Origin of the sequence: Oceaniferula flava, assembly GCF_016811075.1 — a bacterium.
GTDB classification, from domain to species: Bacteria; Verrucomicrobiota; Verrucomicrobiia; order Verrucomicrobiales; family Akkermansiaceae; genus Oceaniferula; species Oceaniferula flava.
The window spans coordinates 336,707-361,835 of record NZ_JAFBGL010000002.1; the positions used below are offsets into that span (position 1 = coordinate 336,707).

At 53.8% G+C, this 25,129-nt stretch carries 18 protein-coding genes; 14 read left to right on the plus strand and 4 right to left on the minus strand.

Features of this window, described 5'->3' with window-relative positions; translation table 11 throughout:
- The first annotated feature begins 266 nt into the window (after nucleotides 1-266).
- The 8 genes from JO972_RS04530 (at nucleotide 267) to JO972_RS04565 (ending at nucleotide 12,163) form a co-directional block, all read left to right on the plus strand.
- Entirely contained in the window at nucleotides 267-3,833 is a 3,567-nt protein-coding gene (locus JO972_RS04530; protein WP_309488812.1) for a hypothetical protein, read from the plus strand.
- A 13-nt stretch (nucleotides 3,834-3,846) separates the two neighbouring features.
- Nucleotides 3,847-4,578 carry a hypothetical protein gene (locus tag JO972_RS04535; RefSeq protein WP_309488813.1) on the plus strand — a complete coding sequence of 244 codons (732 nt, stop codon included), beginning with the start codon at nucleotides 3,847-3,849 and terminating at the stop codon, nucleotides 4,576-4,578.
- A gap of 338 nt (nucleotides 4,579-4,916) precedes the next feature.
- The gene (locus tag JO972_RS04540; protein ID WP_309488814.1) at nucleotides 4,917-8,627 is read left to right on the plus strand and encodes a DEAD/DEAH box helicase; all 3,711 of its coding nucleotides are present in this window, start codon (nucleotides 4,917-4,919) and stop codon (nucleotides 8,625-8,627) included.
- Between the two features lie 91 nt (nucleotides 8,628-8,718).
- Nucleotides 8,719-8,958, plus strand: coding sequence for a DUF1232 domain-containing protein (locus JO972_RS04545; RefSeq protein ID WP_309488815.1), 240 nt, complete (start codon nucleotides 8,719-8,721; stop codon nucleotides 8,956-8,958).
- A gap of 52 nt (nucleotides 8,959-9,010) precedes the next feature.
- Nucleotides 9,011-9,466 (plus strand): ExbD/TolR family protein, encoded by a 456-nt coding sequence (locus tag JO972_RS04550; RefSeq protein ID WP_309488816.1) that lies wholly within the window; start codon nucleotides 9,011-9,013, stop codon nucleotides 9,464-9,466.
- A 176-nt stretch (nucleotides 9,467-9,642) separates the two neighbouring features.
- Nucleotides 9,643-10,389, plus strand: a complete 747-nt coding sequence (locus JO972_RS04555) for a prepilin-type N-terminal cleavage/methylation domain-containing protein (RefSeq protein WP_309488817.1) — start codon at nucleotides 9,643-9,645, stop codon at nucleotides 10,387-10,389.
- Between the two features lie 69 nt (nucleotides 10,390-10,458).
- Nucleotides 10,459-11,202 carry a type IV pilus modification PilV family protein gene (locus JO972_RS04560; protein ID WP_309488818.1) on the plus strand — a complete coding sequence of 248 codons (744 nt, stop codon included), beginning with the start codon at nucleotides 10,459-10,461 and terminating at the stop codon, nucleotides 11,200-11,202.
- 37 nt (nucleotides 11,203-11,239) lie between these two features.
- Entirely contained in the window at nucleotides 11,240-12,163 is a 924-nt protein-coding gene (locus tag JO972_RS04565; RefSeq protein WP_309488819.1) for a prepilin-type N-terminal cleavage/methylation domain-containing protein, read from the plus strand.
- Between the two features lie 459 nt (nucleotides 12,164-12,622).
- Here the strand turns inward: JO972_RS04565 and JO972_RS04570 are convergent, their stop codons facing one another.
- On the minus strand, nucleotides 12,623-14,224 hold the full coding sequence (locus tag JO972_RS04570; RefSeq protein WP_309488820.1) for a S8 family peptidase: 1,602 nt from the start codon (nucleotides 14,222-14,224) through the stop codon (nucleotides 12,623-12,625).
- A 333-nt stretch (nucleotides 14,225-14,557) separates the two neighbouring features.
- Between JO972_RS04570 and JO972_RS04575 the strand changes: the two genes are divergently transcribed.
- From JO972_RS04575 to JO972_RS04590, 4 genes are all read left to right on the plus strand, one after another.
- A complete protein-coding gene (locus JO972_RS04575; protein ID WP_309488821.1) occupies nucleotides 14,558-16,189 on the plus strand; it encodes a cell division protein FtsZ in 1,632 nt (543 codons plus the stop codon).
- Between the two features lie 69 nt (nucleotides 16,190-16,258).
- Nucleotides 16,259-17,104, plus strand: a complete 846-nt coding sequence (locus JO972_RS04580; RefSeq protein ID WP_309488822.1) for a hypothetical protein — start codon at nucleotides 16,259-16,261, stop codon at nucleotides 17,102-17,104.
- A 150-nt stretch (nucleotides 17,105-17,254) separates the two neighbouring features.
- Nucleotides 17,255-18,928 carry a cation:proton antiporter gene (locus JO972_RS04585; RefSeq protein ID WP_309488823.1) on the plus strand — a complete coding sequence of 558 codons (1,674 nt, stop codon included), beginning with the start codon at nucleotides 17,255-17,257 and terminating at the stop codon, nucleotides 18,926-18,928.
- A gap of 78 nt (nucleotides 18,929-19,006) precedes the next feature.
- A complete protein-coding gene (locus tag JO972_RS04590) occupies nucleotides 19,007-19,993 on the plus strand; it encodes a hypothetical protein (protein ID WP_309488824.1) in 987 nt (328 codons plus the stop codon).
- A gap of 35 nt (nucleotides 19,994-20,028) precedes the next feature.
- On the opposite strand, the gene hisD is transcribed toward JO972_RS04590, so the two are convergent.
- A complete protein-coding gene (gene hisD / locus JO972_RS04595; RefSeq protein ID WP_309488825.1) occupies nucleotides 20,029-21,324 on the minus strand; it encodes a histidinol dehydrogenase in 1,296 nt (431 codons plus the stop codon).
- Nucleotides 21,325-21,385: 61 nt separating this feature from the next.
- Nucleotides 21,386-21,745: an FHA domain-containing protein gene (locus tag JO972_RS04600; protein WP_309488826.1), complete on the minus strand. Its 360-nt coding sequence runs from the start codon at nucleotides 21,743-21,745 to the stop codon at nucleotides 21,386-21,388.
- Between the two features lie 237 nt (nucleotides 21,746-21,982).
- Here JO972_RS04600 and JO972_RS04605 point away from each other — a divergent pair, with 237 nt between their 5' ends.
- Nucleotides 21,983-23,236 carry an NAD(P)/FAD-dependent oxidoreductase gene (locus JO972_RS04605; RefSeq protein WP_309488827.1) on the plus strand — a complete coding sequence of 418 codons (1,254 nt, stop codon included), beginning with the start codon at nucleotides 21,983-21,985 and terminating at the stop codon, nucleotides 23,234-23,236.
- Nucleotides 23,237-23,301: 65 nt separating this feature from the next.
- On the opposite strand, the gene JO972_RS04610 is transcribed toward JO972_RS04605, so the two are convergent.
- Nucleotides 23,302-24,051: an AraC family transcriptional regulator gene (locus JO972_RS04610; RefSeq protein ID WP_309488828.1), complete on the minus strand. Its 750-nt coding sequence runs from the start codon at nucleotides 24,049-24,051 to the stop codon at nucleotides 23,302-23,304.
- A 74-nt stretch (nucleotides 24,052-24,125) separates the two neighbouring features.
- On the opposite strand from JO972_RS04610, the gene JO972_RS04615 reads away from it, so the two are divergent.
- Nucleotides 24,126-25,121, plus strand: a complete 996-nt coding sequence (locus JO972_RS04615; RefSeq protein ID WP_309488829.1) for a proline racemase family protein — start codon at nucleotides 24,126-24,128, stop codon at nucleotides 25,119-25,121.
- The last annotated feature ends 8 nt before the right edge of the window (nucleotides 25,122-25,129 follow it).

Sequence of the window (25,129 nt, forward strand, 5' to 3'; positions counted from 1 at the left end):
GTGGAATGTTAACCCTTTCGCTAGCCTATTAGATCTCTCTTCGCTGAGGTTGGCATGCATAGTGCTTGAGCCGAAATAGATTGACCACTCTGTAGCATTCAGATGGTCAATGGGCAGCACAAAAGTCGCTATAGGGTAAATTATAACCTAGTTACAAAAAGTATCACCGTAGACGGATGATCGATAATTATGTATCTATGTCGTATATGCCATTCATTGACGTTGTAATGCATTAGTAAATACCACTAACCCAAACTAGAAATCGCATGAAAACACACATTAACCATCAACCTGCTGGAAACCGACAAGGTTTTGCATTGATTGCTACCATTTCGGTGATGGTGCTTCTTGTCATGATCGCACTCTCCATGCTTTCGCTTTCCACCGTGGAGCTGCGCCAAAAATCTCATGAGCAGCATCAGAAGCAAGCTCAGGCGAATGCGCGTATGGCTCTGATGATTGCACTGGGTGATTTGCAAAAATACGCAGGGCCCGATCGCCGGGTGACTGCCACGGCGTCCATTTTGGGTGATAGCGTTTCTCCTCATAAGCGGAATTACACCACCGTCTGGGATACTTCTGAATGGGATGTGACTGATCCAGTTGCTTCTCGTGATAGCCAGGCTTACATGGCTGCTCTGGTATCGGGTCGGGATGAAGATACTCCCGCCACTCGTGCCACGGCGACCTCCGAGCTCAGTACGGCTGTGCCAACTTCTGACTCCCGCTGGGTGAGTCTGGTAGCTGAAGGTTCCGTCGAGGATGAAGATGATTTCGTCTACGCTGAAAAAGTGGACGTCGATCAGGGATCAAACACCGGTAGTTATGCCTACTGGGTGGGGGACGAAGGCGTGAAAGCTCGTTTCGACATTGCTGTGGCCGATGATTCCGCGACCCAAACTTGGGCCACTGCGGGTCGCATGGGCGTGCCAATGGGAACAGGTATTCACAAAATGACCGACATGGATGCCTATGAGGAATACTTACCTGACGGCAGTGAAGTCGCGAATCTTCCGAAGTTTCTTACGCTTGGATCTGTTGATCTGAGTAACATCGACCAAGCTGCTGTAGGGCGTCATTTTCATGATGTGACCAGCTCACACGTTGGTCTTCTGGTGGACAACCGCTGGGGTGGTATTCGCCGCGATTTATCCACTGCCTTCGAGTTGGACATCGAAGATTTCAACGAAGTGGAGGAATTCAGCGCTGCTGAGGAGGTGAACCTGACCTCCGGATACAGCTCGTTCACCAGCGATACCCGCACCAACCCACTTTATTATTCAGACGACACTGACGAGTCACTGGGCTTCCTTTACGAGATTCCTGTTGATTCAACCAATCGCTATCGTGGGCCAACTTGGGACGTCTTGCGTAACCATTACAGAACCTACAAGAAGGAACGCAACGAGCTGAACTTCAGAGGGGTTTCCGTATCAAGTGGTTCGGATGCCTTGGTCGCGCACAGTGTTGTTCCGTTCACTTATAACCGTCAGCCTGGCACGACGGATAACCGTTCTCTCGGATCTCGTCACCAAGCCACCCACAGTAACTCCAATAGCTCACAGAACTTCCCCATCGTTTCGAAACACGGTGTGGCAGGTAGTTATGATACGTTCCAGAACGGGGCACGCAACGAGCCGACCGTTCAGAAAGTGGCTCCACAGCTGATCCGCATGGTGATGCAGTATGGTCTGGCCCGTGATAACAATGATTATTACATTACGCTGAACCCATTCTTCGTGGTTCACAATCCCTACAACTACCCGATCGAATTCTACTCGATGAGTGTTGATCTGGCTTACTTCAACTTCCTCAACGGCATGGAGGTGACCTACACCGAAGCTGGAACGGGGTCGACTAAGACTCAGTTGTTCACACTGGGGTCAGGAGGCCATTCTCAAAAACTGCAGAGCTTCCGGATCTTGCCTTCCTCCACCGGGAACAACCGTCTCGAGCCAGGTCAGATCAAGGTTGTCTCCGTGAGTGGTGGCTTCACCGGAACCTCTGGTGACTCCTACGTCATCCCAACCGAGATGCAATACAACGAAGCCGCCGGGGTTTACCTGGGTGGCGGTGTGAAGAAGACCATGAACGTGGAGCCCAATTCACAGATTACCACGAAGATCTTCTATTCACGCTTCAAAAGTGGCTACCTGACCTATCAGATCCCACAAATCTTCAGTCGTCTGCATCACCCGCTGCAGGCAGATGGTTCCACGGCTACATTGCTCGATCAATCGGATGCCTCAGGCGATTCATTCATCTACGATCGCCAGCTATACTCGCTTATTCAGTCGATTCAGGTAACACCAGCCAGCCTGAACGAAGTGACAACGACGAAAAACGTCAACTCCTTCCCTGAGCCAGCAGTTGGCGGTCTGGGTCTGTTCACTCTCGATATGGGGCTGAAAGATTACGACGGCAATGCCGCCGTGATGAGCGACTTCAATTACCGCGCTTTGGCAACAAGTTCTGCTGATTACGACAAGTCTCACGAGGTAGCCCCGAACTGGGACCTGATCCTCAGTGATACCCAGCTTTCTTCTTTGCAGATTGCCGGTAGCGATCGCACCAGTGCTTACTGGGGTGAATCAAAAAGTGCTTCAGGAGGCGGATCCTCCAAAGTGGTGCTCTTTGACCTGCCTCACGCACCAATGGTTTCTTTGGGTGGTCTGCAGCATGCGGATACTTCGAAATTCAACCTCCACGCCATGCGTTCCATTGGTCACTCTCGTCCGCAGGTTGGGGCATCTGACCTACGCAAGCTGTATAACAAATTTAGCGCAACTCGCTTCACCGGAACTTCCACCAAGTATCAGTTCGATACCTCATGGGCTGCCAACGAGGCTCTTTGGGATCGTTACTTCTTCTCCGGAATTAATTGGGGTGGTGCAGATTCCCAACCATACAGTAGCCATGTGGAGGCTGTAACTGCGCTGACTGAAGGCGAAGTCGATAAGGTGCTCGCCAACTCCCGCCTGACTCTGGTGGACTTGCCATCATCCGACGATCTCAGCGATCTGCAGGACTACACAAAAATTGGTAACTATCTCGGCATCGCCGGTGCATTCAACGTGAACTCAACCAGTGTTGACGCTTGGAAGGCTGTTCTGTCCTCGCTCAGTGGTAGAGAAATCTCCTACCTCAGCGGAACCAGCCTGGTAAACGAGACCATGGGTGCCGATGTTTCTCCGATCAGCCGATTCTCCACTCCGGCCAGCCTGGATGATGATTACTCCGGTATCCGCGCACTGGACGATGGCGAGCTGGATAAGCTGGCTGAAGCGATCGTTGAACAGGTGAAAGAGCGTGGTCCGTTCATGGGCTTGGCTGACTTTGTTAACCGTCGCCTCCTCAGTGATGACACCGGTGAAGCTGGTGCCATTCAGGCCGCCATTGACGAATCTGATGTCAACAATGGCTTCGAGGTAGGTAGCACCTCCGGAAACGGTCTGGCCCGCTCCGCTCCGACTGCGAGTGAAGGGATGCCTCGTCAACTTGACCAAGGCGATGTCTTAAACCTTCTCGGACCAGTGATTGCCACTCGTTCGGATACCTTCATCATCCGCGCTTATGGCGACAGTAAAGATAGCGCCGGGAATATCAAAGCTCGTGCTTGGTGCGAAGCTGTGGTTCAACGGACTCCTGAATGGGTTGTCGATCCAGAGGTTGACAGCACCGTTCAGAATCCAGATTACCCTAGTGGAAACTCCACTAGCGAGCCAATCCTTCGCCAGTGGATTCCAAATACAAGTCTGCCAGAGACGGCTGAGACCTTCGGGCGCCGTTTCAAGGTGAGCTCATTCCGCTGGTTGTCCGCGAACGAAATTTAGAATCACACCATCCATGCTTACTCAAAAACTATTCGCACTCAGTTGTCTTGCCTTGATCTTCAATAGCGCCTCCTTGGGTGCTCAGGAAGACGGCACCGCTGCCGCAGACAAGAGACAGGAAGAGAAAAACCTATCCGGCTTCCGTGTTAGCCTCTTCAGTGAGTGGGGTGGCAAGCAGCTTTATGTGAAGGGCCGTAAGGGTGATTTTCGTGAGCTCAAGGCTTACAAGATGTCTTACACGCAGAAGTTCCCTTTTGCCAAAGATCAGCCCATCACCCTCTTCACCAAGGTGGAGCGGCCTGATGCCGAACCTGTCTACACTCCCTACCTTACGGTCAAAAAACCCGTGGATGTGGTGGAGCCATTGTTGATTCTTTATTGGAGCAAGCAACTCAAGAAGGGATCGGCTCAAGTGCTTGAGTTCTCGCCTCGTCGTTTCAAATATGGATCGTATCAAGTGGTGAACCTCGGTGCTACTCCGGTTCTCGGTTACGTCCAAGATAAGAAAAACCGCTTTCTTTGTGCACCCAAGAAATCGGTCATCAACAGTTACTCTGTAGAAAATGGCACGGTCATCCCTATCGAGATGATCACCAAAATCGGCGACGAGCCTAAGGTGGTGTATTCCTCCGTGGTGAAGCACATTAAGCAGCGCCGCATGATTTTCTTCATCTACCCGCAGACGAAAGCCAGTGGCAAGGTGCAATATCGCACCCAGGTGATGGAAGATTACTTCAACGAATAGCACCCCGTAGAGGGGTTAGTTTTTTACCTGGTCATATACAATCAGAATAGGCTGCGAACTTGATGTTCGCAGCCTTGTTGTTTGGTGATGAATGCTTGAAGCGACCCGTGTGTGGCGAGGAGATCACAGAGGTTTTTATTGCAGATATGGTAAAACCAGCTATAGAATACCTCCCCCAATCCCCGGGTCACTCTTCGTTCTGCCATCTGCGCGAACTGAAGGGTGCCCGGTTTTACGCTTTCAGGATGTTAGGTTTACACAGAATCTGTGTCGGCATGCATGACGAGGCGGCGTAGCGCGATTAGACAACGATTTAATACATCACCTATTTAAAAGGAATGAATCCAGACAGAGCGACACTGAACTTTCTCAACAGTTTTCCAGAAAAAGCACGCACCCGTGGAGATACTCTCCAGGAGGAGGGCGCGGTGACTCAAATTTTTGGTAACCACTTATTTATCCAAGGCCGGGTGGAAGACGCCACCGGAACCTTCCGCACCAGTCTGCGCCTTCAGGGGAACCGCTGGTTTGGAAGCTGCACCGCGGAAGACGAAATCGTCGCCGGCGCCTGCATGTATGCCACCATGATGGAGCGTATGCACCGTGGCGAAGATCTCCCCGAGAGCCCGAATGAGTTCGATGACACACCGATCATTGACGTCATCGAGGACAAGCTGGGTCGTGAGCTCGACGACAAGGAGGCCGACTTCATCGGCAAGGTGGAAAAGCGCTACCGTCGTTATGTGATCGAAGGTGAAATCCACGATCACGATCTGGTGCGTCTGAATCCACGCTGGGAAATTGTCAGCTATGATCCGCTGGAACTCTGGCCGATGCCTCCAGGCGACATCCTCGAATTTTGGAACTACATCGCTTACGCGTTTTACAAGAAGAAGCTGCCTTATCCTGAATTCCTCAATGCTGTCACCGACCTCGAAGGCGTGCAGAAGAAAATGCAGGAATGGGAGCGCGAGCGCGAAGTGGCCGAATGGTATGACCGCATCGAAAGCGTCAACGAACGCCCACCGATCGATAAGCCAGTGCACATCGAATTCCGCCTGCTTTCCACGATCAATGAAGCCCGTGTGGAATACAAGGAAGGCAAAGAAGGAGGATCCGAGTGGCTGCCACTGCGTGAAAAAAACGACATCGATCGTTTTCTCGGCCTGTTTGCCGATTCCGCTCTCCGCATGGATGCATCCAGTCAGCTGATCTGGGAGCAGTTCCTGACCTTCTATAAAAACGAAGGCGATGCTCGCATCGATCTTGATCAAGAAGAGGCCTGTCAGTTCATGAACCGCATCTTCCGTCAGCCTGCGCTGAAGGGATACGTGGTGAACCTTGATGAACGCCAGTTCAAGGTCGTCGATAAATCACTGCGTTGGATCTGTGAAGACGATCCCTATGCGCCGGACAGCTTTGCCCTGCAGCTGGTCACCGCCGCAGGCGAACACGTCACTCACTCAGTGCGCTTGCTGCCTGGTCGTGAGGTCCTTTACCAATCAGACGAAACCGTTTTCCCCGGGCCGCCACGCTGGCTTACGGAGACCGACGTCCAACCACGCTACCACATCCCCAAGGATGTCATCGATAGCCTGGAGGGTGTTGAATTCCTCAGAAAAGTGGGAGCCAGCTTGCCGGAATCACTGCGTGAGCGTGTGACCGACTTGGATCTCTACCCTCGCTTCAAGATGAAGATCGAGCAGGGGCTCACCGCCGCCGAGACCGAGCATTTGGTCGTGGATGTGCGCGCTCTGGAGAAAAAGGAACGCCGCGAAGAAAAACGCATCAAAGACGAGTGGGAACTGGTCGAGCAGCAGCCGGTCAAAGGCAAGCAGCTCTTGCGCTTTGCTCGTGAAGAACTCTACCCCGTGCCATCACTGCTCGCTCATATGGGCCTGACCTATGATGAGAAATTGGACGCCTTTAAGTCGCGAATCACCAAGCTCTTCCCCGAGAAATTCTCCGAGTGGGCGAAAAACCTACCCGAGTCCATGGTCACCGAGATGGATGGCAAGCTGCAAACGCTGCTGGCTGACCCAGTGACCGCCGCCATCCGCTTCGAGGTGGTGAATCAGGAAATCGACTGGTTCGACCTCCGCATCGTTATCGATGTGGAAGGCGTGACTCTCTCCAATGCCCAAATCCGTTCACTGGTCGCCGCTCGCGGTGGTTACGTTCGCATGGACGACGGTGGCTGGATGCGTTTGGAAATCAAGCTCGATGCCGATCAGCGCGATGCCGTGACCCGTCTCGGACTCGATCCTTTCGATCTCACTGGCGAGACACACCGGATGCACGCCCTGCAGCTGGCCGATCCAAAAGCCGCCGAGGTGTTCGATCCGAAGGCTTGGAAGCGCATCAAAGATCGCTCCCGCGAAATTCAACTCGAGGTCAATGCCGAGGTGCCGAAAGGTCTCAAAGCGACCCTTCGTCCCTACCAGGTGGAAGGTTTCCGATTCCTCGCTTACCTCGCCGTCAACCGCTTCGGTGGTTTGCTCGCGGATGACATGGGTCTGGGTAAAACGATCCAGTCCATCACCTACCTGCTGTGGCTCCGTGAAGAGGAGCTTAAGAAACAAAAAGGCGACCCCCTGAAGGTGCCGCCATCACTTGTGGTCTGTCCGAAGTCCGTGATCGATGTTTGGCACTCTGAGTGCGGCAAGTTCGCGCCCGAACTCCGTGTCAAAGTGCTCCGCACCCGCGACGACTTGGATCTCCACATCCTCGAAACCGAGGTGGACGTCTTCGTTCTCAACTACGCCCAGCTCCGCCTCAGTGGCGAAGAGCTGGCCAAGGTCAAGTGGCTCACCACCATCCTCGATGAGGGTCAACAGATCAAGAACCCGGATTCCAAGGCTGCCAAGGCTGCTCGCGATCTGAACTCAATGAACCGTCTGGTGCTCACGGGTACTCCGATTGAGAACCGCCTGATGGATATGTGGTCGCTGATGTCCTTCGCCATGCCTGGTGTGCTGGGAAGTCGTGCTTACTTCAAGAAACGCTTCGACAAGCGCAAGGACCCCGGTGCCCAGAGCCGGCTGGCTTCCCGTCTCCGCCCATTCCTGCTTCGCCGGACCAAGCTCCAGGTCGCCAAAGATCTTCCGCCAAGAACGGAGGAAGAGGTCTTCGCTGAAATGGAAGGTGTCCAGGACGAGATGTACAAGGCCGAGCTTAAGCGCATTCAGAAGGCGCTGCTCGGATTTGAGTCTGACGAGGCGGTGAAGAAGAACTCCTTCGCCATCCTTCAGGGGCTCATGCGCCTGCGCCAGATTTGCTGTCACCCGGGCCTGATCGATCCCAAGTTCCTGAAAGAGGAAAGTGCGAAAATGAACGCTCTGTTCTACCTGCTGGACCAGCTGCGTGAGGAGGGCCACAAGGTGCTGGTCTTCTCCCAGTTCGTTTCCATGCTCGATATCATCAAGGCCCGCCTTGAGGTGGAGAGTCGCCCATTCCACTACCTCACCGGTCAGACCAAGGACCGTAAGGGTGAGATTGAAAGTTTCCAGACAACCAAAGACCCGTCCGTCTTCATGCTCTCGCTGAAGGCTGGTGGTGCTGGTCTGAACCTGACCTCGGCCTCCTACGTCATCCTCTACGATCCATGGTGGAACCCCGCTGTGGAAAACCAGGCGATTGACCGGACGCACCGGATTGGCCAGAAGAACAAGGTGATTGCTTACCGCTTGCTCACACGTGAGACGGTGGAAGAGAAAATCCGCGTGCTTCAGCACCAGAAAACGCAGTTGGTCACCAACGTGCTCGGTGACGAAGGCTTCGCCAGCAACCTGGGCATGGACGATCTCGCATTCATCCTCGGCACCGGCGGTCCGGGCATGGACGACTTCGATGACGAACCGGAAACAGCCAAACGTCCGGCGAAAAAAGCCGGTGGCCTCATTGCCGATGACGTGTCTGACGCCGACAAGGCCGATGCCGCTGCGCAGAAAGCCGCGAAGAAAATTACCAAGAAGGCAGTGAAAAAGACTGCTAAGAAAGCGGCAAAGAAGGCTGCGGCCAAAAAATCCGCTAAAAAGGATAGTAAATAATCGCAATCAGGGTGGCATCGAATGAGGTGCCACCCTGCTACGATGTCTGTCGCACATTTGCGTTAGATGGAAAAACGTGTAGCTTGCCAGTATGAAAAGTTTTTTCGTCCTCGTGGCGGCCATACTCAGTGTGATCTACCTGATTAATCCAGGTGCTGGATTTATTGAATTCCTGCCTGATAATCTCCCAATTGTGGGTAATTTGGATGAGGCTACTGCCACAGCGATCCTCCTCGCCTGTGCTCGATACTTTGGCTTCGATATGGCTCGTTTTTTTGGTAAGAAGAAAGAGGAAGATACTCAGAAAGAGACAGTCATCGACGTGGATTAGGGCAAGAAAGCTCCAAGTTTAACCGGTTTCATGCGTTTCACTCAGTGAAACCATGAAAAAGTCCCCATCAAATGACACCTCAATATCTGCTCACGAAAATGACGCCCCGAAGCTCGACATCTCGTCCCTAATCGACGTCTGTTTTCTCCTGTTGATCTATTTTTTGGTCACCACCACTATCCAGCCTCGCGAGCAGGATCTCAGCACTCATGTTCCATTTCCCTCGGATCATCATCGGGCTGTGATCCTTCCGATGGTGATTGAAATCAAACAGGATGGGGGAGTTGTCGTGAATCCATGCGACGCTGCAGAAATTGTGGAGTCGGACCCTGACAGCCGCAAGCTGCCATTGTTGAGTGATCGACTACAGATTCTCACCAGCCTCGGACGGGCCGATCAGCCCAAGGTGCTTCTGAAAGTCCATGATTCCGTGCAACAGCAGCGTTATATCGATGTGATCAATTGTTTAGCTGGCGCTGGTATAAAAGACATCGCCTTAGTGGACTAAATGCTTGATGCGTCATATCGACTTGTCTAGCTTGCATGAAGTTCGGATTAACCATCCATCGACGGTAGTTTTTGACAATGTATTTACATTATAGCTTGCCGCGCGGAAAAAAATAGGTTAATGATCAGAAAAGGAGCTTCCATCCCTGTGGAATCTTCGTAGCATTCACGTCAACTATGAATTATTTATCACCATCGCCCACTCGTCACCTGCTTGGTTCGTATAAAGCGGGACTTCGCAGCGGATCTAATCGACACGCTTTCACTTTGGTGGAAATGTTGGTGGTAATTACCATTATTACCATTCTACTCACGATTGGAGCGATGGGCTTGCGCAATTTGGGTAAATCCAGTGGGGTTTCCGCCGGTGTCCCTCTTGCCGAGGCAGCCTTTGCCGAAGCCAGAGCCGTTTCTGTAGGGAACGGCACCACGAGTCGACTGTTGATCAGTGCCGATCGTGACGATAGCGAGAAATACCTGCGTTACATGCTCGTGGTTTACGAAGCTGATGATGGTCGTTGGATCGCTGCCGGTCGTGGTATGTATCTGCCAGAAGGTGTCTATTTCAGTCAGGAATACAGTAAGTTGAATCACGAGGACGGAACAGGGGAAATTCCTGAGCTGACCGGTTCCGATGAGGAAATCTATCTGCGAGAAGATTCCGGCGTGAGTAATGATAACCTCTCTGGACCCTATTTTTATTACCAGTTCAACTCTGAAGGAATTGCCAATGATGCAGGGGCAAGTTTTGTCTGCGGGGCAGGCTCTCTGCCACCAGGTGCAGAATTTCCTCGTGCCGGATCAGGTGGCGGACCTAAAAACTTCGGAGGTTTCATGATCTGGTCCAAAGGAACGACTTCGATCTTCCGTCACCCCGATCAGATTGACATCCCATCCGACGCCGGTCCTGGGGATGAATTCTAATCCCTACCAACCTCACATTTTTTAAATCGGAAACACCACTTTATTTCCCGATCCAACCAAGTTCTTTATATGAAACACAGCGGAATCAAAACCAAACAAGGCTTCACACTGGTCGAAACCGTGATCGCGATGGGGATCATCACCATCATGATCACCGCCTTCCTGGCAGCCTTCGGGCCAGCCGTGCAGGGAATTCGTAAATCCATGTCAGCCAAAGAAGCCAACCGTTTGGCCACGACTCTGGAAAACGAACTTTCCGTTCTCCGTCCGGACGAAGCCGGAACCTCCGGCTACGACACCGCTTTTGAGAAAGCTTACGATTGGATTGAAAATTCCGCCGATCTCACGCCGGGTAACGATACCATGGTGCTGATCTATCAATACCGCGGTGACCCCACTGCCACTCCAAACAGTGATGGGACTTTGCAACCATTCACTACTGGAACCACTGAAGATCTGCCAGGTCAGGACTATGTGATTCAATCCGTGGTGCGACGCTTGGGGGACACCAAGGTGGACGACGAGTTGCAACCAAAAGTGGTGGAAGGCCGCGTGTTCTACGTGCGCATGACCCAGCTGGTATTCAATACCGATGGAGAACTGGAGGTCAGCACATTGGCCGACAACAAAATCGCTGATCCCCGCAACCCTGGAACAGCGGTGGAGTATGAAAACTACCCTGAAGCGGTAGTCGCTTTCCAAGCCGAATTCTACGTGATGAAAAGCAGTCTGGTGCAGTATGTGCGCAACGGCTTCGAAATTGATAAGCGGGGTAAACCTGTCTTCACCAGAAACATGGCTGTCCGCCGCTAATTCCCCCTCGCTCAGAAACCTGTAGGATTTCCAATTTATGAAAACAATCTCTCTTCCCAATCGAAACAAAGGCTTCACGCTCATTGAGCTGCTCGTTGCCATGACCATCACCGTGATCCTTCTGGGTGTGCTGGTCTACATGACGGGTATCTCGATGGATACTTACCGCAATAGTCGCGATGAAGTCCGTGCCTCACGTCAGGCCAAGGAAGCGCTGAGCACCATCTCAAAGGACTTTGAAAGCATGATTTCCCGTCGTGATGGTAACAACTACGAGTGGTTGTATGCCGGGCAGGAAAGTGGCAATCAGGGACCTACAGGTAATGAAATTCCCAACACCAGCCGTCTGATTTTCTTCACCGGCGCAACTGATCGCTACAACGGCGACATTGGCGGCACGAATGATGAGGGTGGTGATGTTTCCGCCGTGAGCTACCGTCTGGTTTTCCGCGACCAGATTGGCGACACTGAGGACGACCGTTTTGCTGTCTTCTCACTCTATCGTCACCTGGTGGATCCGGATGAGGCTTTTGATTACTTGGCCGTCACCGATTTGGACTCCACCTTCGATTCCACGAATGATCTAGCGTCAGAGAATTTCCTGGTTGAAAACATCTATGAATTCACGGTGACCTTCGTCATTGAAGTGACTGTTCCGAGCACCAGCGGTGCATCCGTCACCCACACGGTCAGAGCCAGCATGAAGCCTGGTGCTCTCACCGAATTCAGAATCAAAGGATCGGCTCTCGATTACACCGGCACCCTTCAGGTTCCCAGTGGCTCTGGCTTGTCCGAAGACCAAATCAAAAGTGGCCGTGTGGTCGGTGTTGACATCGCCATGACCGTGCTCACGGACGTTGGTCTCACTCTTTCGAAACGTCTGGGATCCACCGCTTGGGAAAAAGAACGTGGCAAGCACATGCACCACTTCAGCAAAAGTATCAGCGTCCCACGCTCTTAAGGAGCCGGATCAGATCGACCAAACTTTCATCAAGACGGACTCTGCGGAGTCCGTCTTTTTTATGTCGGTGTTCAGCCTATCCGGGCCGATCATACTTGCCTAGAGGAAGGCTCTTTTTGGGGGGGGGCGAACATGTGGGTATTACGGAGACAGTCAAAGCGGACTGTTAACGAATACGCTTCAGTTTAAACATATGGGATCTCTGATCCATGAATCCGTTCGTCCCGTGCGAGACACCGGCTGGTTTCGAAGGTGCAGTTTCAACAAGGCGTCAAACTGACCGTTTTCATTAAGCTTTCTCGTTGAGCAAACTGCAGATTTTACGATCTATAAAGACTCACTGGAGTGCGATGATTACCATGCCGCGGGAATGCTCATCGTGGTCCAGATGGAGGTAGAAGAGACTTCGTGTCATAAGGCTATCAGAATGCCTTCAGCAAACTGGCTGTAGCCTCATGTCTACTCCGTCTCTGCCGTGTAGCTGGTGCTACGGGCATTGTTGCTGATGTCGGCATCGCCTGAGGTGATGGTGACTGATGAGCTAACCGAGACTGCTGCACCACTGGCAGGGATGGAAATGGGGACCTCAAAGGTCTGGGTTTCACCGGGGGCCAGGCTGCTGACGTTCAAGTGTTCGGTTCCACTGGGGCTGGTGATGGTGACGGGGCTGTTGATGAGGGTTTCTGTGCCTTGATTTTGAACTGTAACAAGCACGGTGGGCAATGAGCTGGACGAGGTGGCCGGCACCAGTGTCTGGCCACTGATCGCGGCATCGTAAATTCCGGACGTGCTATTTTGGATCACCCGACCAACGTCCAAGATGCCTGTGCCGTAGTCGGCGTCAGTGCCGGGCAGCCCGGCGTCGTTCGTGACGCTGAGCACGAGGTCGGCAGCTTCTTGAGCGCTAAGATCCGGGTAATTGGACATCGTTGCAGCGATGGCTCCGCTCACAAATGGAGCACTGGCCGAGGTTCCAGAGAAGGATGTCAGCATGTCCTCACCCCAAGCGGCATTCACTTGGTAGCCGGGGGCCGTGATGGAGAGGTCGGTTCCGCTGTTGGAGAAATCGAGATGATCGCCTTGGCTTTCAACTGCACCGACTGAGATGACATCTTCATAGGCGGCTGGGTAGGCGAGCGAATCGAATCCCTCGTTACCGGAGGAGGCGACAATGACGGAGCCTTTTTCCTGAGCATAAAGCACCGCCTCGGCCAGAAGTTGGCTGTCGGCATAAGTGCCCATGGAGATGTTAATGATTTGGGCTCCATTATCGGCAGCTGCCATGATGCCTTCGGCCAGGGTGAAGGTGTTAGCACTGCCGCTGGCGTCCGTCACGCGGATCGAAAGAATTTCAGAGGCTGGAGCTACCCCCATGGTCAGGGGGTGATCGCCGGAGATGATGGAGGCAACTGCTGTGCCGTGGCTCAGCTGAGTGGTGCCATCAGCAAGCTCGGTGAGGTCGAGAGTGGTGATGTTTCCATCGAGCGCAATGTGTGCGTTCACACCGGAGTCGATGACCGCCACGGTAACACCTTCTCCCCAAGCTGAGTTATCGACGTAGATGCCGAGCCATGAAAGGGCGTTCTGGCCAAAGCCTACGGCTCCAGCTTGGGCCGCTACTTGAGGGAGTGTGGGGATAGTGACGAGGTAATTATATGCGATGTCTGCACCATCGATGCCAACGAGCGAGGATCCGCGACCAAGACCAATGCGGACGGCTAGTAATCGGTCCGATTTTCCTAGCATGGTCAACCCTCGCGCCTTGAGGCTGGCGAGAAATTTCCGGTAGGCCTCTTCGTCTTTGAAAACCAGAACCCGTTCATTTTTCAGAGCGAAGGGTGGCAGGGCATCTTGGTTCGGAGCAGTGGCCGTCTTATTCTGGCTTCGGCCCATGGGTTTGTTGGCCGGAAGCTCATTGCTGGTGGGTGGGCGACTGCTGACAATTTCTTTTGTAGGCTGATTGTCGGTGACTTCGGGAGAGCGGGTCAGGAGGTAAGTAGCAACCCCCGCAAGAATGAAAATGCCGAGTAGTAGAACGGATGTGCGAGTCTTGGATTTCATGAGAATAAGTGCCGTAGCGATGTCTGTATCAACCCCGGAAAATGAAGATGGGTGCGAGCAATTTGATCGTGGCTGCCGAGACTTCAGCGTATTAGCCAAGCGGAGTCGCGGGTATGGCTTTGTTTAAGAGCTTCAGTGACAGCATGAATTCCCAGAAAAGAGCTTTAAAATGGCAGGCTCAAGCTGCTGGCGCTGTGTTCCTGTCGGAGTCCTATTTTGCGTGTTCCCGCGCGGATTCTTTGCTCGCCAATCGAGTGTTATTTTGTTAAGGAAATCTGAACAATTCCTCAAGGATACCCCACACTCCCTCACCGAATACCGATACTTAGAAACATGATTTCCTACGAACGCGATCCGCAGCAGACCATTCCTGAATCTTCCGTTAAAATCATTGGCCTCGGTGGGGCTGGTGGCAACATGTTGGACCGCGCTGCACTCGATGGCATGACTGGGGCGGAAATGCTCTGCGTCAACACAGACATGCGGACACTTGCCAGTTCTGTGGCAGGTGATAAAATTCAAATCGGCCGGAACCTGACCAAGGGGCTGGGCGCTGGGGGAGACCCTGAACTTGGCTTGAAAGCGGCTCAGGAGTCCGAGCAGGAAATCCGCGACGCCCTGCGCGATCGGAAAATGGTTTTCTTATGTGTCGGTCTCGGCGGCGGCACGGGCTCAGGTGCAGCCCCTCTAATCTGCCGTATTGCCCGTGAAGAGGGCGCTTTTGTGGTGGTTTTTGCCACCATGCCATTTTCCTTCGAAGGGGCGCGCCGCCGTGACCAGGCTGAAACAGCCCTGAACGAACTCGCCGTTCTTTCTAACGCTCTGGTGACCTTTGACAATGGCCGGATGGGTGAGTTGGTGCTGGCGAAGCAAGGCATCCACGAGGCCTTTGCCGCAGCGGATCGAATGATCTCGGAGTCGATCAAGGCTGTCACCCGACTTGTGGTGCGTCCCGGACTGATCAATGTGGGCTTGGACGATTTGATGACCGCTCTCAACACAACACGCTCGCGTTGTTTGTTCGGTTCGGGCATCGCAACCGGAGAGAACCGCTCGCAAGCTGCGCTCGAGAACTCTCTGACCAGCCCTTTGCTCGATAAGGGGAGCTTGTTAGGCGATGCTACCACCGTGCTGGTTCATATCTGTGGTGGAGAAAGCCTCACCCTCTACGAGGTGGAGCTGCTCATGCAAGGACTGGCCAAACACGTGCCGTCCACAGCGCACATCTTATTCGGAGCTGCTGTCGACCCCAGCATGGGCGACAGCCTGAGCGTAACTTTGGTGAGTGCTTTGCCAGAAAATAAACTCAACCCGGAAAGCCAGTCAGTTTCGGAGCAGAAATGTCCTACGGAGCCGGTCTCCCAAAGCGATGAGGAGAAAGCCGTGGCTGCCGCTGTAGCCGCCGCCTCATTGATCGATACCTCCGAGGACGAGGAAATCATGGAACCTTCGGAGGGCTTTAGCCCTGCAGAAGAGGAGCCAGAAGCTGAGGTCGAGATGAGCGAAGACCCTTTCTTTGCCGCACCGATCAAACCCAGCAATCCTTTCGCTGAGGCTGATGATGAGGAAGATTACGACGAAGCTGCCGACGTTCCGGTCATCGGCGATGTTTTTGAAAAGGAAGAAAAGGAGGTAGCCAGCGTGGAGCCTGTCGAGGAACTGGAGCCCGTCTCCGATCCCAGTCAAGAAACAGAGGAAGTGGCGGAGTTTGAAGCATTGGATGATCTGGAAGACTTGAATGGCGCGGATGAGTCCGCTCCACAGGATGAAGTATTCTCCGGAATGGAGCCGATCAACGAAGAGCCCATCTCACAGATGCCGCCTAAACGGCCGGGGAAAACGCCAGCTCAGCCAGAATTGGAGCTCGATGGTGGGCCCAAAGGTAAATTTGAGGGTGAAAGCCCGAATTTCCACGAAGGTGAAGATTTGGATATCCCTCCTTTCCTCCGCAAGAGGCGGCGTTAAGAAGTTTCCTGTGTCCTCACTCATTCCCCCCTTGCAGGATCTTCCTCAGGCTGCTAACTGTTTTTGAACATGACAAACGTAGGTTCCATTATCCTCATTCTCATCAGCGTTGGCATTGGCTATGTGCTCGAGCCAATCTTTTTCTCTGGTTCTAACTCCTCGGCTAAATCAAAAGTTGAAGATAACACTGGTGACGGCACTGATGACGCAACACCGGCGACTCCTGCCGTTCCGGCGGTAGCTCCAGAAGAGGAAGTGGTGCTAGTGGACCTTAGCAAGATTACCCCAGAGGATTTCCCAGAAAAAGTAGCTCTCAAGGTGCCATTCACGATCACGGATTCAGCTAGCGGTGTGACTATGTCATTGAAAAATGGCAGCAAGGTGAAGCCGCTACGTCTAGTCGGCGAACAACTGGAAATTCAACCGGTGGGATTCCCTGTGAAAGGGATGATTCATGTTGATCAGACAGATTTCAAAAAGCTTGCCGTGCCCCTGATGCTCAACCGTTTGCAGGCAGCTGTGGCAAAGAAATCTGCAGAACCCACACCGGCGCCAGTGCCAGCACCTACGCCCACTCCTGCGCCTGCGCCGGCACCCACCCCAGCTCCCGCTCCGACACCTGCTCCAGCCCCAGCGGCCGAGCCAGTTGCCAAGCAGCTGGATGAAGCAGCCATTGTTGCTGCCATGAAAGCCAGCATCACAGCAGGAGAAGTTACCGAATTTAAACCGAATCAAGTCACCGCCATGAAGGCAGGCAAGGCCACGGAGTTCGATGGCGAAACCTACCAGACTGGACTGGTCACCTTCAAAGCTGAAACCATCCTCGGCGTTCAGGAACACGATGCCTTGGCTCTCATCAAAGACGGCAAGATCGTCAAGTGGATGTGGGCTAAGACCAAGCTGGAAATGCGCTAGTGGCATTCAGCAGATTAGGAGCATACTTAGAATGTGGAGATTCTGAGATGCTCCTTTGCGCATACGGTAGCCGCTTTAAATAGCCAAGTAAGGCTAGATGCGCCGCAACAATACGGTGACAAGAAACGGTGAGGGTGCTAGCATCATCCGATGTTTCTGGCAGCCGGTAATGAAGTGGCACCCGTCGTCGCCTTAATGGCGATGGTATTAGGGGGCGTAGTCCTGGTCTCCCTGTTGTTGTTACGATTCAAGCAATCGCTGCTGGTAGGCTATTTCACCTGCGGCGTAGTCTTCGCCAATACAGGCGCATTCAGTTGGCTTGGAGCCGACCCGGAACATGCCGTAGCCGGTCTTTCCGAACTGGGAGTGGTGCTCTTGATGTTCACTTTGGGGATCGAGTTTTCGATTCGCGAATTGCTGCATCTGAGACGAGTAGTGCTCGGTGGTGGTGGGATGCAAATGCTGGTTACCACGCTCTTGGCGATGGCTGTTTGTTATTTGTTAGGGGTCTCAGGAAGCACATTGTTAGTCGTTGGCTTTGCCCTCGCTCTCTCTTCCACAGCAGTCAGCATAAAGTCCTTCCAAGACTTAGGGCAGCCCGATACTCCTGGTGCTCGAATGGCTCTGGGGATCGCTATTTTTCAAGACCTTGCGGTGATTGTCTTTATGGTGGTCTTGCCTTCCTTGGTTGGCGATGGCGCTGGCGGCGCGATGCCCATCGTCTGGTCGCTGCTGAAAGGTGTGCTCTTCTTGGCTCTCTGTTGGGGGCTTAGTCGGGTCGGGGTGCCGCATTTATTGCACGCCGTCGCATTGTCGCGGAGTCGCGAGTTGTTCACCGTCACGGTCATCGCACTCTGTGCGGGGATCGCCTGGGGCGCCAATTGGTTTGGTCTTAGCCTCGCTCTGGGGGCCTTCGCCACTGGTTTGGTGGTGAGTGAATCGATCTACTCGCACCGCGTGCTGGCGGATATCTTGCCCTTCAAGGATCTATTTCTAACCGTTTTCTTTGTGTCCGTGGGACTGATGATCGATCTCAGCGTGGTGCGTGAATCGTGGTGGATCATTGCCCTTGGCGTGGCGACCATTCTCTTGATCAAGGGCTTGGTAATTATTGCCATCGGGCGCAAGATGGGGTTGCGCCTTCGGCAGGCTTTGCTCGCAGGTGCCGCGCTTTCGAGTAGTGGTGAATTCTCGCTGGTATTGATGAATCGTGCAGCCGACCTTGGAGGTTTGCCATCGCAGCTTGAGCAGATGCTACTCGCCTGCACGGCAGTTTCCATGGCCTTGGTGCCTGGTCTGATGCGTAGTATGATTCCTTTGTCCTCGAAGCTTGAAGCGCGTGGCTGGTGCAAACCGAAGTCTACCAATGAAGCTCTGACGAATCACGCGGATGCTGATACTCTTCGCGATCATGTTGTGATCTGCGGTTACGGTCCGGTGGGTCAGAGGGTTCATGAGGCGATGAAACGTGCCTCGATTCAGGTGGTGGTCTTGGAAATGAATGCTGATACCGTGCGTGATCTGCACCAGCGAGGCGTGCGTGTGATGTTTGCAGATGCGACCAAAGAGGATACCATGCAGCTGGCCAAGGTGGACAAAGCCAGAGCCATCGCCTTCACCTTTCCTGAACCCCGCCTCGCCTGCGAGGGAGTGATTGCTGCGCGACAATTGAACCCGGGGATTGTTACCTACGCCCGAGCCAAGTTTTCCGCTGAGGTGGAAATGTTGAAAAAAGAGGGCGTGCATCATATTTTCCACGATGAAGCGACCAGTGGTGATGCCATGGTGCAGGCCGTGCTGGGCTGTTACTCAGTCGAGATGTAAGGGAGCAATGCCAGGGGAAATAGACAAAGCTCCCGCATGGGTGACGCTTTCCTCGAAACCTCAACCCCTAAACGTATCATGAAAAATACCCTACTGATTGCCGTGGCCGGTATCGGCCTTGGGTTTGCCGCCGGCTGGTTGGCGAAACCTACTCCTGAAACTGCCAGTCGCTCCGTCGAAGATTCCGCCCGATCCAGCTCGCGAAAGATGGTGTCTGCATCTCCTCAAAGTGCAGCCAAAACTGCCCGTAGAAACCGAGTGGTGCTGGGTGAGAATGCTGCGGATGACGTGGATCCTGAGCTACAAAAAGCAATTGATGAAACCCAGAGTCGCCAAACGAAAATGATGCGTAAGCGTTTTAGCGACCAATTTGATTTGAAAATTGCCGCCATGGTTAAAGAACTTGGACTAAATGCCGGACAAGAGCAGGCGCTGCGCGATTTTTACGCCAAACAGTTAGAAAAAATCGATATTTCCAACATGGCAAGCATCATGACCGATCCTGGAAAGATCTCAGAAATAGCAGGAGCTATTCGAGGCGACGGTTTGAATGATTATATGCAGGCGCATCTATCCGGCGATCAGCTGGACGGTTTGGAAGCCTATCAAGAGCGGAAAAAGAAGAGTCAGGTGGAGTCAGTGGCGCTGAAAGATTTGGCCAAGCTACAACAAACCCTTGATCTCTCACTCGAGCAGAAGGATGAGGTCTACGGCCTCTTGATGGAAGATGCCGAGAAGGGGCTCGAGGAGCAGAGTGATGCCGATTTTGTCAGCCGCGCGATGATGTCCAGCTACGGTGTGGAAATGGACCTCGGAGATATGGACATGGGGAGCATGATGGAACTGGCCAATCCTCAAAATGCTGGTGATCTAAATCAGGCGTCGATGATTCAGCAGATCAAAGACAAGCGCCAAAAACAGATTGATGCCAAGGTGGAAAGACTGGCTCCTGTGCTGAACGACAATCAACAGGTGCAATACCGCAAAAGCCTCGAGAGCAAAGGCGGCATGCTCAATATGATGATTCAGGGGATCGAAGCGAGATCCCAGACATCTGGCGAGTAATCTAACAGATTTTTGTTAGGCTCCAGGCTTGAGCCCTATTCCACCCGGATGCTCACCGAGCGTCCGTGGGCATCGAGGCCTTCGACACGTGAGAATGTTTCCACGGCTGGCAGCGACTTCTGTAGTGCTTGCTGGTCCATGCGCACGATGCTGGCACGGCGTTGGAATTGATCGGCACGCAGGCCTGAAAATGATTTCCCGGAACCTCCTGTTGGCAGGGTGTGGCTCGGGCCGGCGAGGAAATCTCCGACGGCGACGGCCGCCAGTGGGCCGACGTAGATCGCGCCTGCCGTGCGGATTTGGTCCAGCCAGCAGTCCTCGTTTTCCACCACCAGCGATAAGTGTTCCGGAGCAAAAGCGTTGCAGATTTCCACCGCTTCTTCGATCGACTTGGTGAGCAGGCAGAAGGTGCCATTTTTTAGCACTTCGCGCAGGTATTTCTCGCGGCTTAGTTCGGCGGCTTGCTTTTCAAGCTCCTTCTCCACCTTGTTCAGCAGTGCTTTCGAGTTGGTGGCAAATCCGATCACACTGTCGCCACCGTGTTCAGCCTGGGCGAGCATGTCGGCGGCGATGAATTGGGCGTTGGCGGTTTTGTCGGCGACGATGAGGACCTCACTTGGCCCGGGGAGGAGGTCGATGCTCACAGCCCCGACCAATTGACGTTTGGCTTCGACCACAAAGCTGTTGCCCGGGCCAAAGATTTTCTCGACGGGAAGCACTGATTTGGTGCCGAGCGCCATGGCGGCAATCGCCTGAGCGCCGCCGACCTTGATGATCTCGGTGGCCCCGGACTCCACGAGGGCGTAGAGCAGGGCGGGGTTGATCTTGCCATCCTTGCCGGCAGGTGTGGCGGCAAGGATTTCAGGCACCCCGGTGGCCTGGCCGAAGGCGGCGGTCATCAGTGCAGAGGAAACGAGAGGGGCTTTGCCGCCAGGAACGTAAACACCGACGCGATCGTAAGGAGTGAAACGTTCGCCGACGATGACTCCTTCGCGGTTTTTGGCTTTCCAGTCCTTGCGCATGCTGCGCTTGGCGAAGGCGTGGATGTTGCGGCGGCTGGCGGCGACAGCCTTTTTAACGTCAGCATCGACGGCGGCGTAGGCCTCATCAATCTCTTCCTGAGAGACAAAAAGCGATTTCGCGCTGAGCCTCAGGCCATCAAATTTCTCCGTGTATTCGAACACGGCCGCATTGCCCCGCTTTTGAACGTCGCTGACGATGGAGGAAACGATTTCCTCCACCTGACTGCCGGCTGCACCCGGCACGGCACGGCGGTTAAGCTTTTTAACAAAGCGGGCGTAGGCGGCATCTTTGTGGCTGAGCACTTTCATGGCCTGTCGCATACATGCTGACCACACTTTCTGCAAGTGCGGGGTGAAGTGCTTAGCACACTTAAGCGGCGGCCACTGGCTCGGGGCGTGCTTTGAAGCGCTCGGCAGTGAGTTGATCGCACTCTTCCTCGGTGAGGGTGAAGGCCATCGGCACGTCTCCGATTTCCACCACCATACCATTGGTCAGGGTGATGACTTCCTCGCGTTTGCCATTGAGTTTGATTCCATTGGTTGATCCATTGTCGCGGAGCACGAAGCCGCCTTTTAAGCGATCGATGAAACAATGGCCCTTGGAAACGGAGCGGTGTTCGATGGTGATGTCGTTCTCACTACTGCGGCCGATCATCACGCGCATGCGCTTCATGTCAAAGCGGTATGCTTGAGCGTCTTTGTGGGGCTGGCTGATATTGATTTTAGGCATAACTGTAAGGAGTTGGTGGTTTCAGTTCGGTTGATCCGCGCTGATCGCAGATCGTTCACTGAATATAACGTAGCAAAACGCGAGATGATTCAAAAAATCGGAGAAATCGACCGCAGCGGGTGTTTGCTGAGAGTCCAGTCTAGCTGGGCTTGGACAGGGATCCATGCTTGAGCTTATGCCAATATCGAGGTGGGAACTCAGAATCCTCACTAGACGTAGATGGTAGTTTTAAACGCCATGGAAAAGAAGTCGGACAGCGTTGTCGTGGTGGGGGCTGGGATCATTGGTCTCTGCACAGCTTACAGTCTGTTGAAGGCTGGGCGGGCCGTGACGATCATTGATCGCGAGGGCGACTCCCAGACGAGCTGCTCCTACGGTAATGCTGGTATGGTAGTGCCCAGCCATTTCATCCCGCTGGCCGCACCAGGGATCATCGCCAAAGGTCTGCGTTGGCTAGCCAATCCAGAGGGGCCGTTTTACATTCGCCCGCGCATGAGCATGGATCTGGTGCGCTGGTGCCGCTTATTTTCCCAACACGCCACCGCCAAACATGTCGATGCCAGCTGCGAGCTGATCCGTGATTTGAACTTGGAAAGTCGTCGCTTGTTCACCGAGCTGGCGAAGGACCTGGAGGTGGAGCTCGTTGAAAAAGGTCTCCTAATGCTGTGCAATTCTGAGAAAACACTGCACGAAGAAGCCGAAGTGGCTGAAATGGCCAACCGTCTGGGCGTGGGTGCAGAGGTCTGCGATGCCGCCCGTCTCAAGGAGCTGGACAAGGGGATCCAGATGGATGTGAAAGGGGGCGTTTGGTTCAAGGACGATTGCCACATGGACCCTGCCACCATGGTCACCAGCCTGCGGGCCAAGGTGAAAGCCATGGGCGCTGAATTCATGATCGGGGCCGAGGTCTCGGGGCTCTCCAAAGGGTCAAACGGAATGGTTAAGCTCGAGGGCGTGGATCTTCCTGACGACCAAGAAATCGTCCTGGCTTGTGGTGCATGGTCTGGCGAGTTGATGAAGACTATGGGGCACCGGATGCCAATGCAGGCAGGAAAAGGTTACTCGCTGACGATGAAAAACCCACGCGAGCTCCCTGAGCTTTGTTCGATTCTTTGCGAGGCAAAAGTAGCTGTCACCCCGATGGGTGGCGCATTAAGGTTCGGCGGCACGATGGAAATTTGTGGCAATGATCTCTCCGTTAATCCTCGCCGGGTGCATGGGATTGTGAAGTCGGTCAGCCACTACTTTCCTAATTTTCAAGAAAGTGATTTCGCAGGTATCGAGCCATGGGCCGGCCTGCGTCCTTGTTCTCCGGACGGCCTGCCATACATTGGTCGGGTCGCTGGTAGCGCGAACCTCACAGTGGCCAGTGGGCACTCGATGATGGGCCTGAGCATGGGGCCGGTGACCGGACAGGTGGTTGCCGAGATTCTGACCAGCAATACGCCGCCTCTGGATATTCGGAAGCTCGACCCGCTGCGCTTTAATTAGCCCGCAGCCTTCGCCGACGAAATCCGATTCACCGTGCAGAACGCTTGCGAGCCGCTCGGGTCTAGCTAGCTGTTCCGCCGGCGATCTCGGTAGGCCTTGGGGGTGAGCCCAGTCGTTTGTTTGAACTGACGCGTGAAGGCTGACTGATCCGAGTAGCCGGACTCCAGAGCAATGTTAGAGATGCTTTTGCCGGTGGTGATCAGCATGTGGCAGGCGGCATCGATGCGGGCACGAGTGATGCACTGGCCTGCGGACATCTGATAGAGGGCGCGAATGCGCTGATCCAGCTGATAGACCGAGAGCCCGGCCATTTCTGCCAAGTCCGGTAAGCGGAGCGGCTGATCGATGTGCTCGCGAATGTAGCTGAGCACTTTGGAGATGGTAGTGAGCCCATCGCCATGCTGCAGCGAAGAATGGAGATCGCGCGAGATACCGGAGACCCCGATGATCATTTTATCCTTATCGAGAATGGGCTCTTTGTAGGTGAGGCACCAGCCTTCGTGGCCGTCTGGATAGAGGTGAAGTTCCAGCTGGCCGGTGATGCTGCGTGCCGTCTTGAGCACGAGTTGATCTTGCTTGGTGTAAGCTCCACCGAGAGGGGCGGGGAATAATTCCTCGGCGGTTTTGCCGATGATGGCATCCTTGTCTTCCTGGCCGCAGCGCTTTACGAGAGTGTTGTTCGCTGCGACGTAACGACCAAGGTGATCCTTGATGAAAAATGCGATATCTGGCACCTGATCAAACAGTTGCTCAGTGAGTAACGGACGGTCGAGCCTGTGGAAAAAGGCTTCTCTGATTTCCTCGGCAGGTGTCATGATTGGGCTGTGCTGATTGGTTGGCTGTCTCTACGAATTTCCACTAGACCCACATGGTAAAGTGATGACCGAAAATGAGCAACCCTGAACAGAGATATCTGCAGGTAATTGATTCCCACACCGGCGGCGAGCCCACGCGTATGGTGATTGATTGGCCTGAAGATGTGACCGGTCTGGACACCGGCACCATGATGGAACGTCGTAGCCTGCTGGCTGAGCGATACGATTGGATACGTTCCGCCTGCATCAATGAGCCCCGTGGCCATGACGCAATGGTAGGTGCCCTGCTCTGTAAGCCTGTGAACCCGGACTGTGTCGCAGGAATCATTTTTTTCAACAACACAGGTTACCTCAACGGCTGTCTGCACGGCACCATTGGTGTAGCTGTCAGCCTGCTTCATCTCGGTATGATTAGTGAAGGGAATCATCTGATTGAGACTCCCGTTGGCACTGTTGAAGCGCAAGTGGATGCCTCTGGCTCGGTGACAGTGAGAAACGTGCCGAGCTACCGCTACCGTCGTGCGGCGCAGGTTGATGTCCCTGGCTACGGCGTAGTCACTGGCGATATCGCTTGGGGGGGTAATTGGTTTTTCCTCACCGAGGCTGACGACCATGATTTTGCTCCCGCGGTGAAATACAAGAATATCTCTGCGCTCACCAGCTATGGTGTGGCCGTGGTTCAGGCATTGGCCGATCAAGGCATCACCGGTGCCGATGGCGGCGAGATCGATCACCTTGAAATTTTTGGCGAAGCGACCGATGAAGCCTCCGATAGCCGGAACTTTGTGCTCTGCCCCGGCTTGGAATATGATCGCTCACCCTGCGGCACCGGAACCAGTGCCAAACTCGCTTGCCTCTACGCAGATGGGAAATTAAAACCCGGCGAAACTTGGCGCCAGGCGAGCATTCTCGATACCATTTTTGAAGGTCAAGTGGAAGAGCTTGACGGCGAGCAAATCACCCCGATTGTGTCGGGCACCGCCTACGTTACAGGCGAGGCGAAGCTCATTATTCCGAGCGAAGATCCATTCCGTTACGGCATTCGCCCGGACGAATTTCTCACCTCCTAACTAGAACC

Excerpts from the sequence above, each read along its gene's own strand:
- JO972_RS04550 (WP_309488816.1), top strand. The coding sequence starts at position 9,011 with ATGAAAAAGTCCCCATCAAATGACACCTCAATATCTGCTCACGAAAAT.
- hisD (WP_309488825.1), bottom strand. The coding sequence starts at position 21,324 with ATGAAAGTGCTCAGCCACAAAGATGCCGCCTACGCCCGCTTTGTTAAA.
- JO972_RS04615 (WP_309488829.1), top strand. The coding sequence starts at position 24,126 with ATGAGCAACCCTGAACAGAGATATCTGCAGGTAATTGATTCCCACACC.
- JO972_RS04600 (WP_309488826.1), bottom strand. The coding sequence starts at position 21,745 with ATGCCTAAAATCAATATCAGCCAGCCCCACAAAGACGCTCAAGCATAC.
- JO972_RS04610 (WP_309488828.1), bottom strand. The coding sequence starts at position 24,051 with ATGACACCTGCCGAGGAAATCAGAGAAGCCTTTTTCCACAGGCTCGAC.
- JO972_RS04540 (WP_309488814.1), top strand. The coding sequence starts at position 4,917 with ATGAATCCAGACAGAGCGACACTGAACTTTCTCAACAGTTTTCCAGAA.
- JO972_RS04585 (WP_309488823.1), top strand. The coding sequence starts at position 17,255 with ATGTTTCTGGCAGCCGGTAATGAAGTGGCACCCGTCGTCGCCTTAATG.
- JO972_RS04555 (WP_309488817.1), top strand. The coding sequence starts at position 9,643 with ATGAATTATTTATCACCATCGCCCACTCGTCACCTGCTTGGTTCGTAT.
- JO972_RS04575 (WP_309488821.1), top strand. The coding sequence starts at position 14,558 with ATGATTTCCTACGAACGCGATCCGCAGCAGACCATTCCTGAATCTTCC.
- JO972_RS04530 (WP_309488812.1), top strand. The coding sequence starts at position 267 with ATGAAAACACACATTAACCATCAACCTGCTGGAAACCGACAAGGTTTT.
- JO972_RS04605 (WP_309488827.1), top strand. The coding sequence starts at position 21,983 with ATGGAAAAGAAGTCGGACAGCGTTGTCGTGGTGGGGGCTGGGATCATT.
- JO972_RS04570 (WP_309488820.1), bottom strand. The coding sequence starts at position 14,224 with ATGAAATCCAAGACTCGCACATCCGTTCTACTACTCGGCATTTTCATT.
- JO972_RS04545 (WP_309488815.1), top strand. The coding sequence starts at position 8,719 with ATGAAAAGTTTTTTCGTCCTCGTGGCGGCCATACTCAGTGTGATCTAC.
- JO972_RS04535 (WP_309488813.1), top strand. The coding sequence starts at position 3,847 with ATGCTTACTCAAAAACTATTCGCACTCAGTTGTCTTGCCTTGATCTTC.
- JO972_RS04560 (WP_309488818.1), top strand. The coding sequence starts at position 10,459 with ATGAAACACAGCGGAATCAAAACCAAACAAGGCTTCACACTGGTCGAA.
- JO972_RS04580 (WP_309488822.1), top strand. The coding sequence starts at position 16,259 with ATGACAAACGTAGGTTCCATTATCCTCATTCTCATCAGCGTTGGCATT.
- JO972_RS04590 (WP_309488824.1), top strand. The coding sequence starts at position 19,007 with ATGAAAAATACCCTACTGATTGCCGTGGCCGGTATCGGCCTTGGGTTT.
- JO972_RS04565 (WP_309488819.1), top strand. The coding sequence starts at position 11,240 with ATGAAAACAATCTCTCTTCCCAATCGAAACAAAGGCTTCACGCTCATT.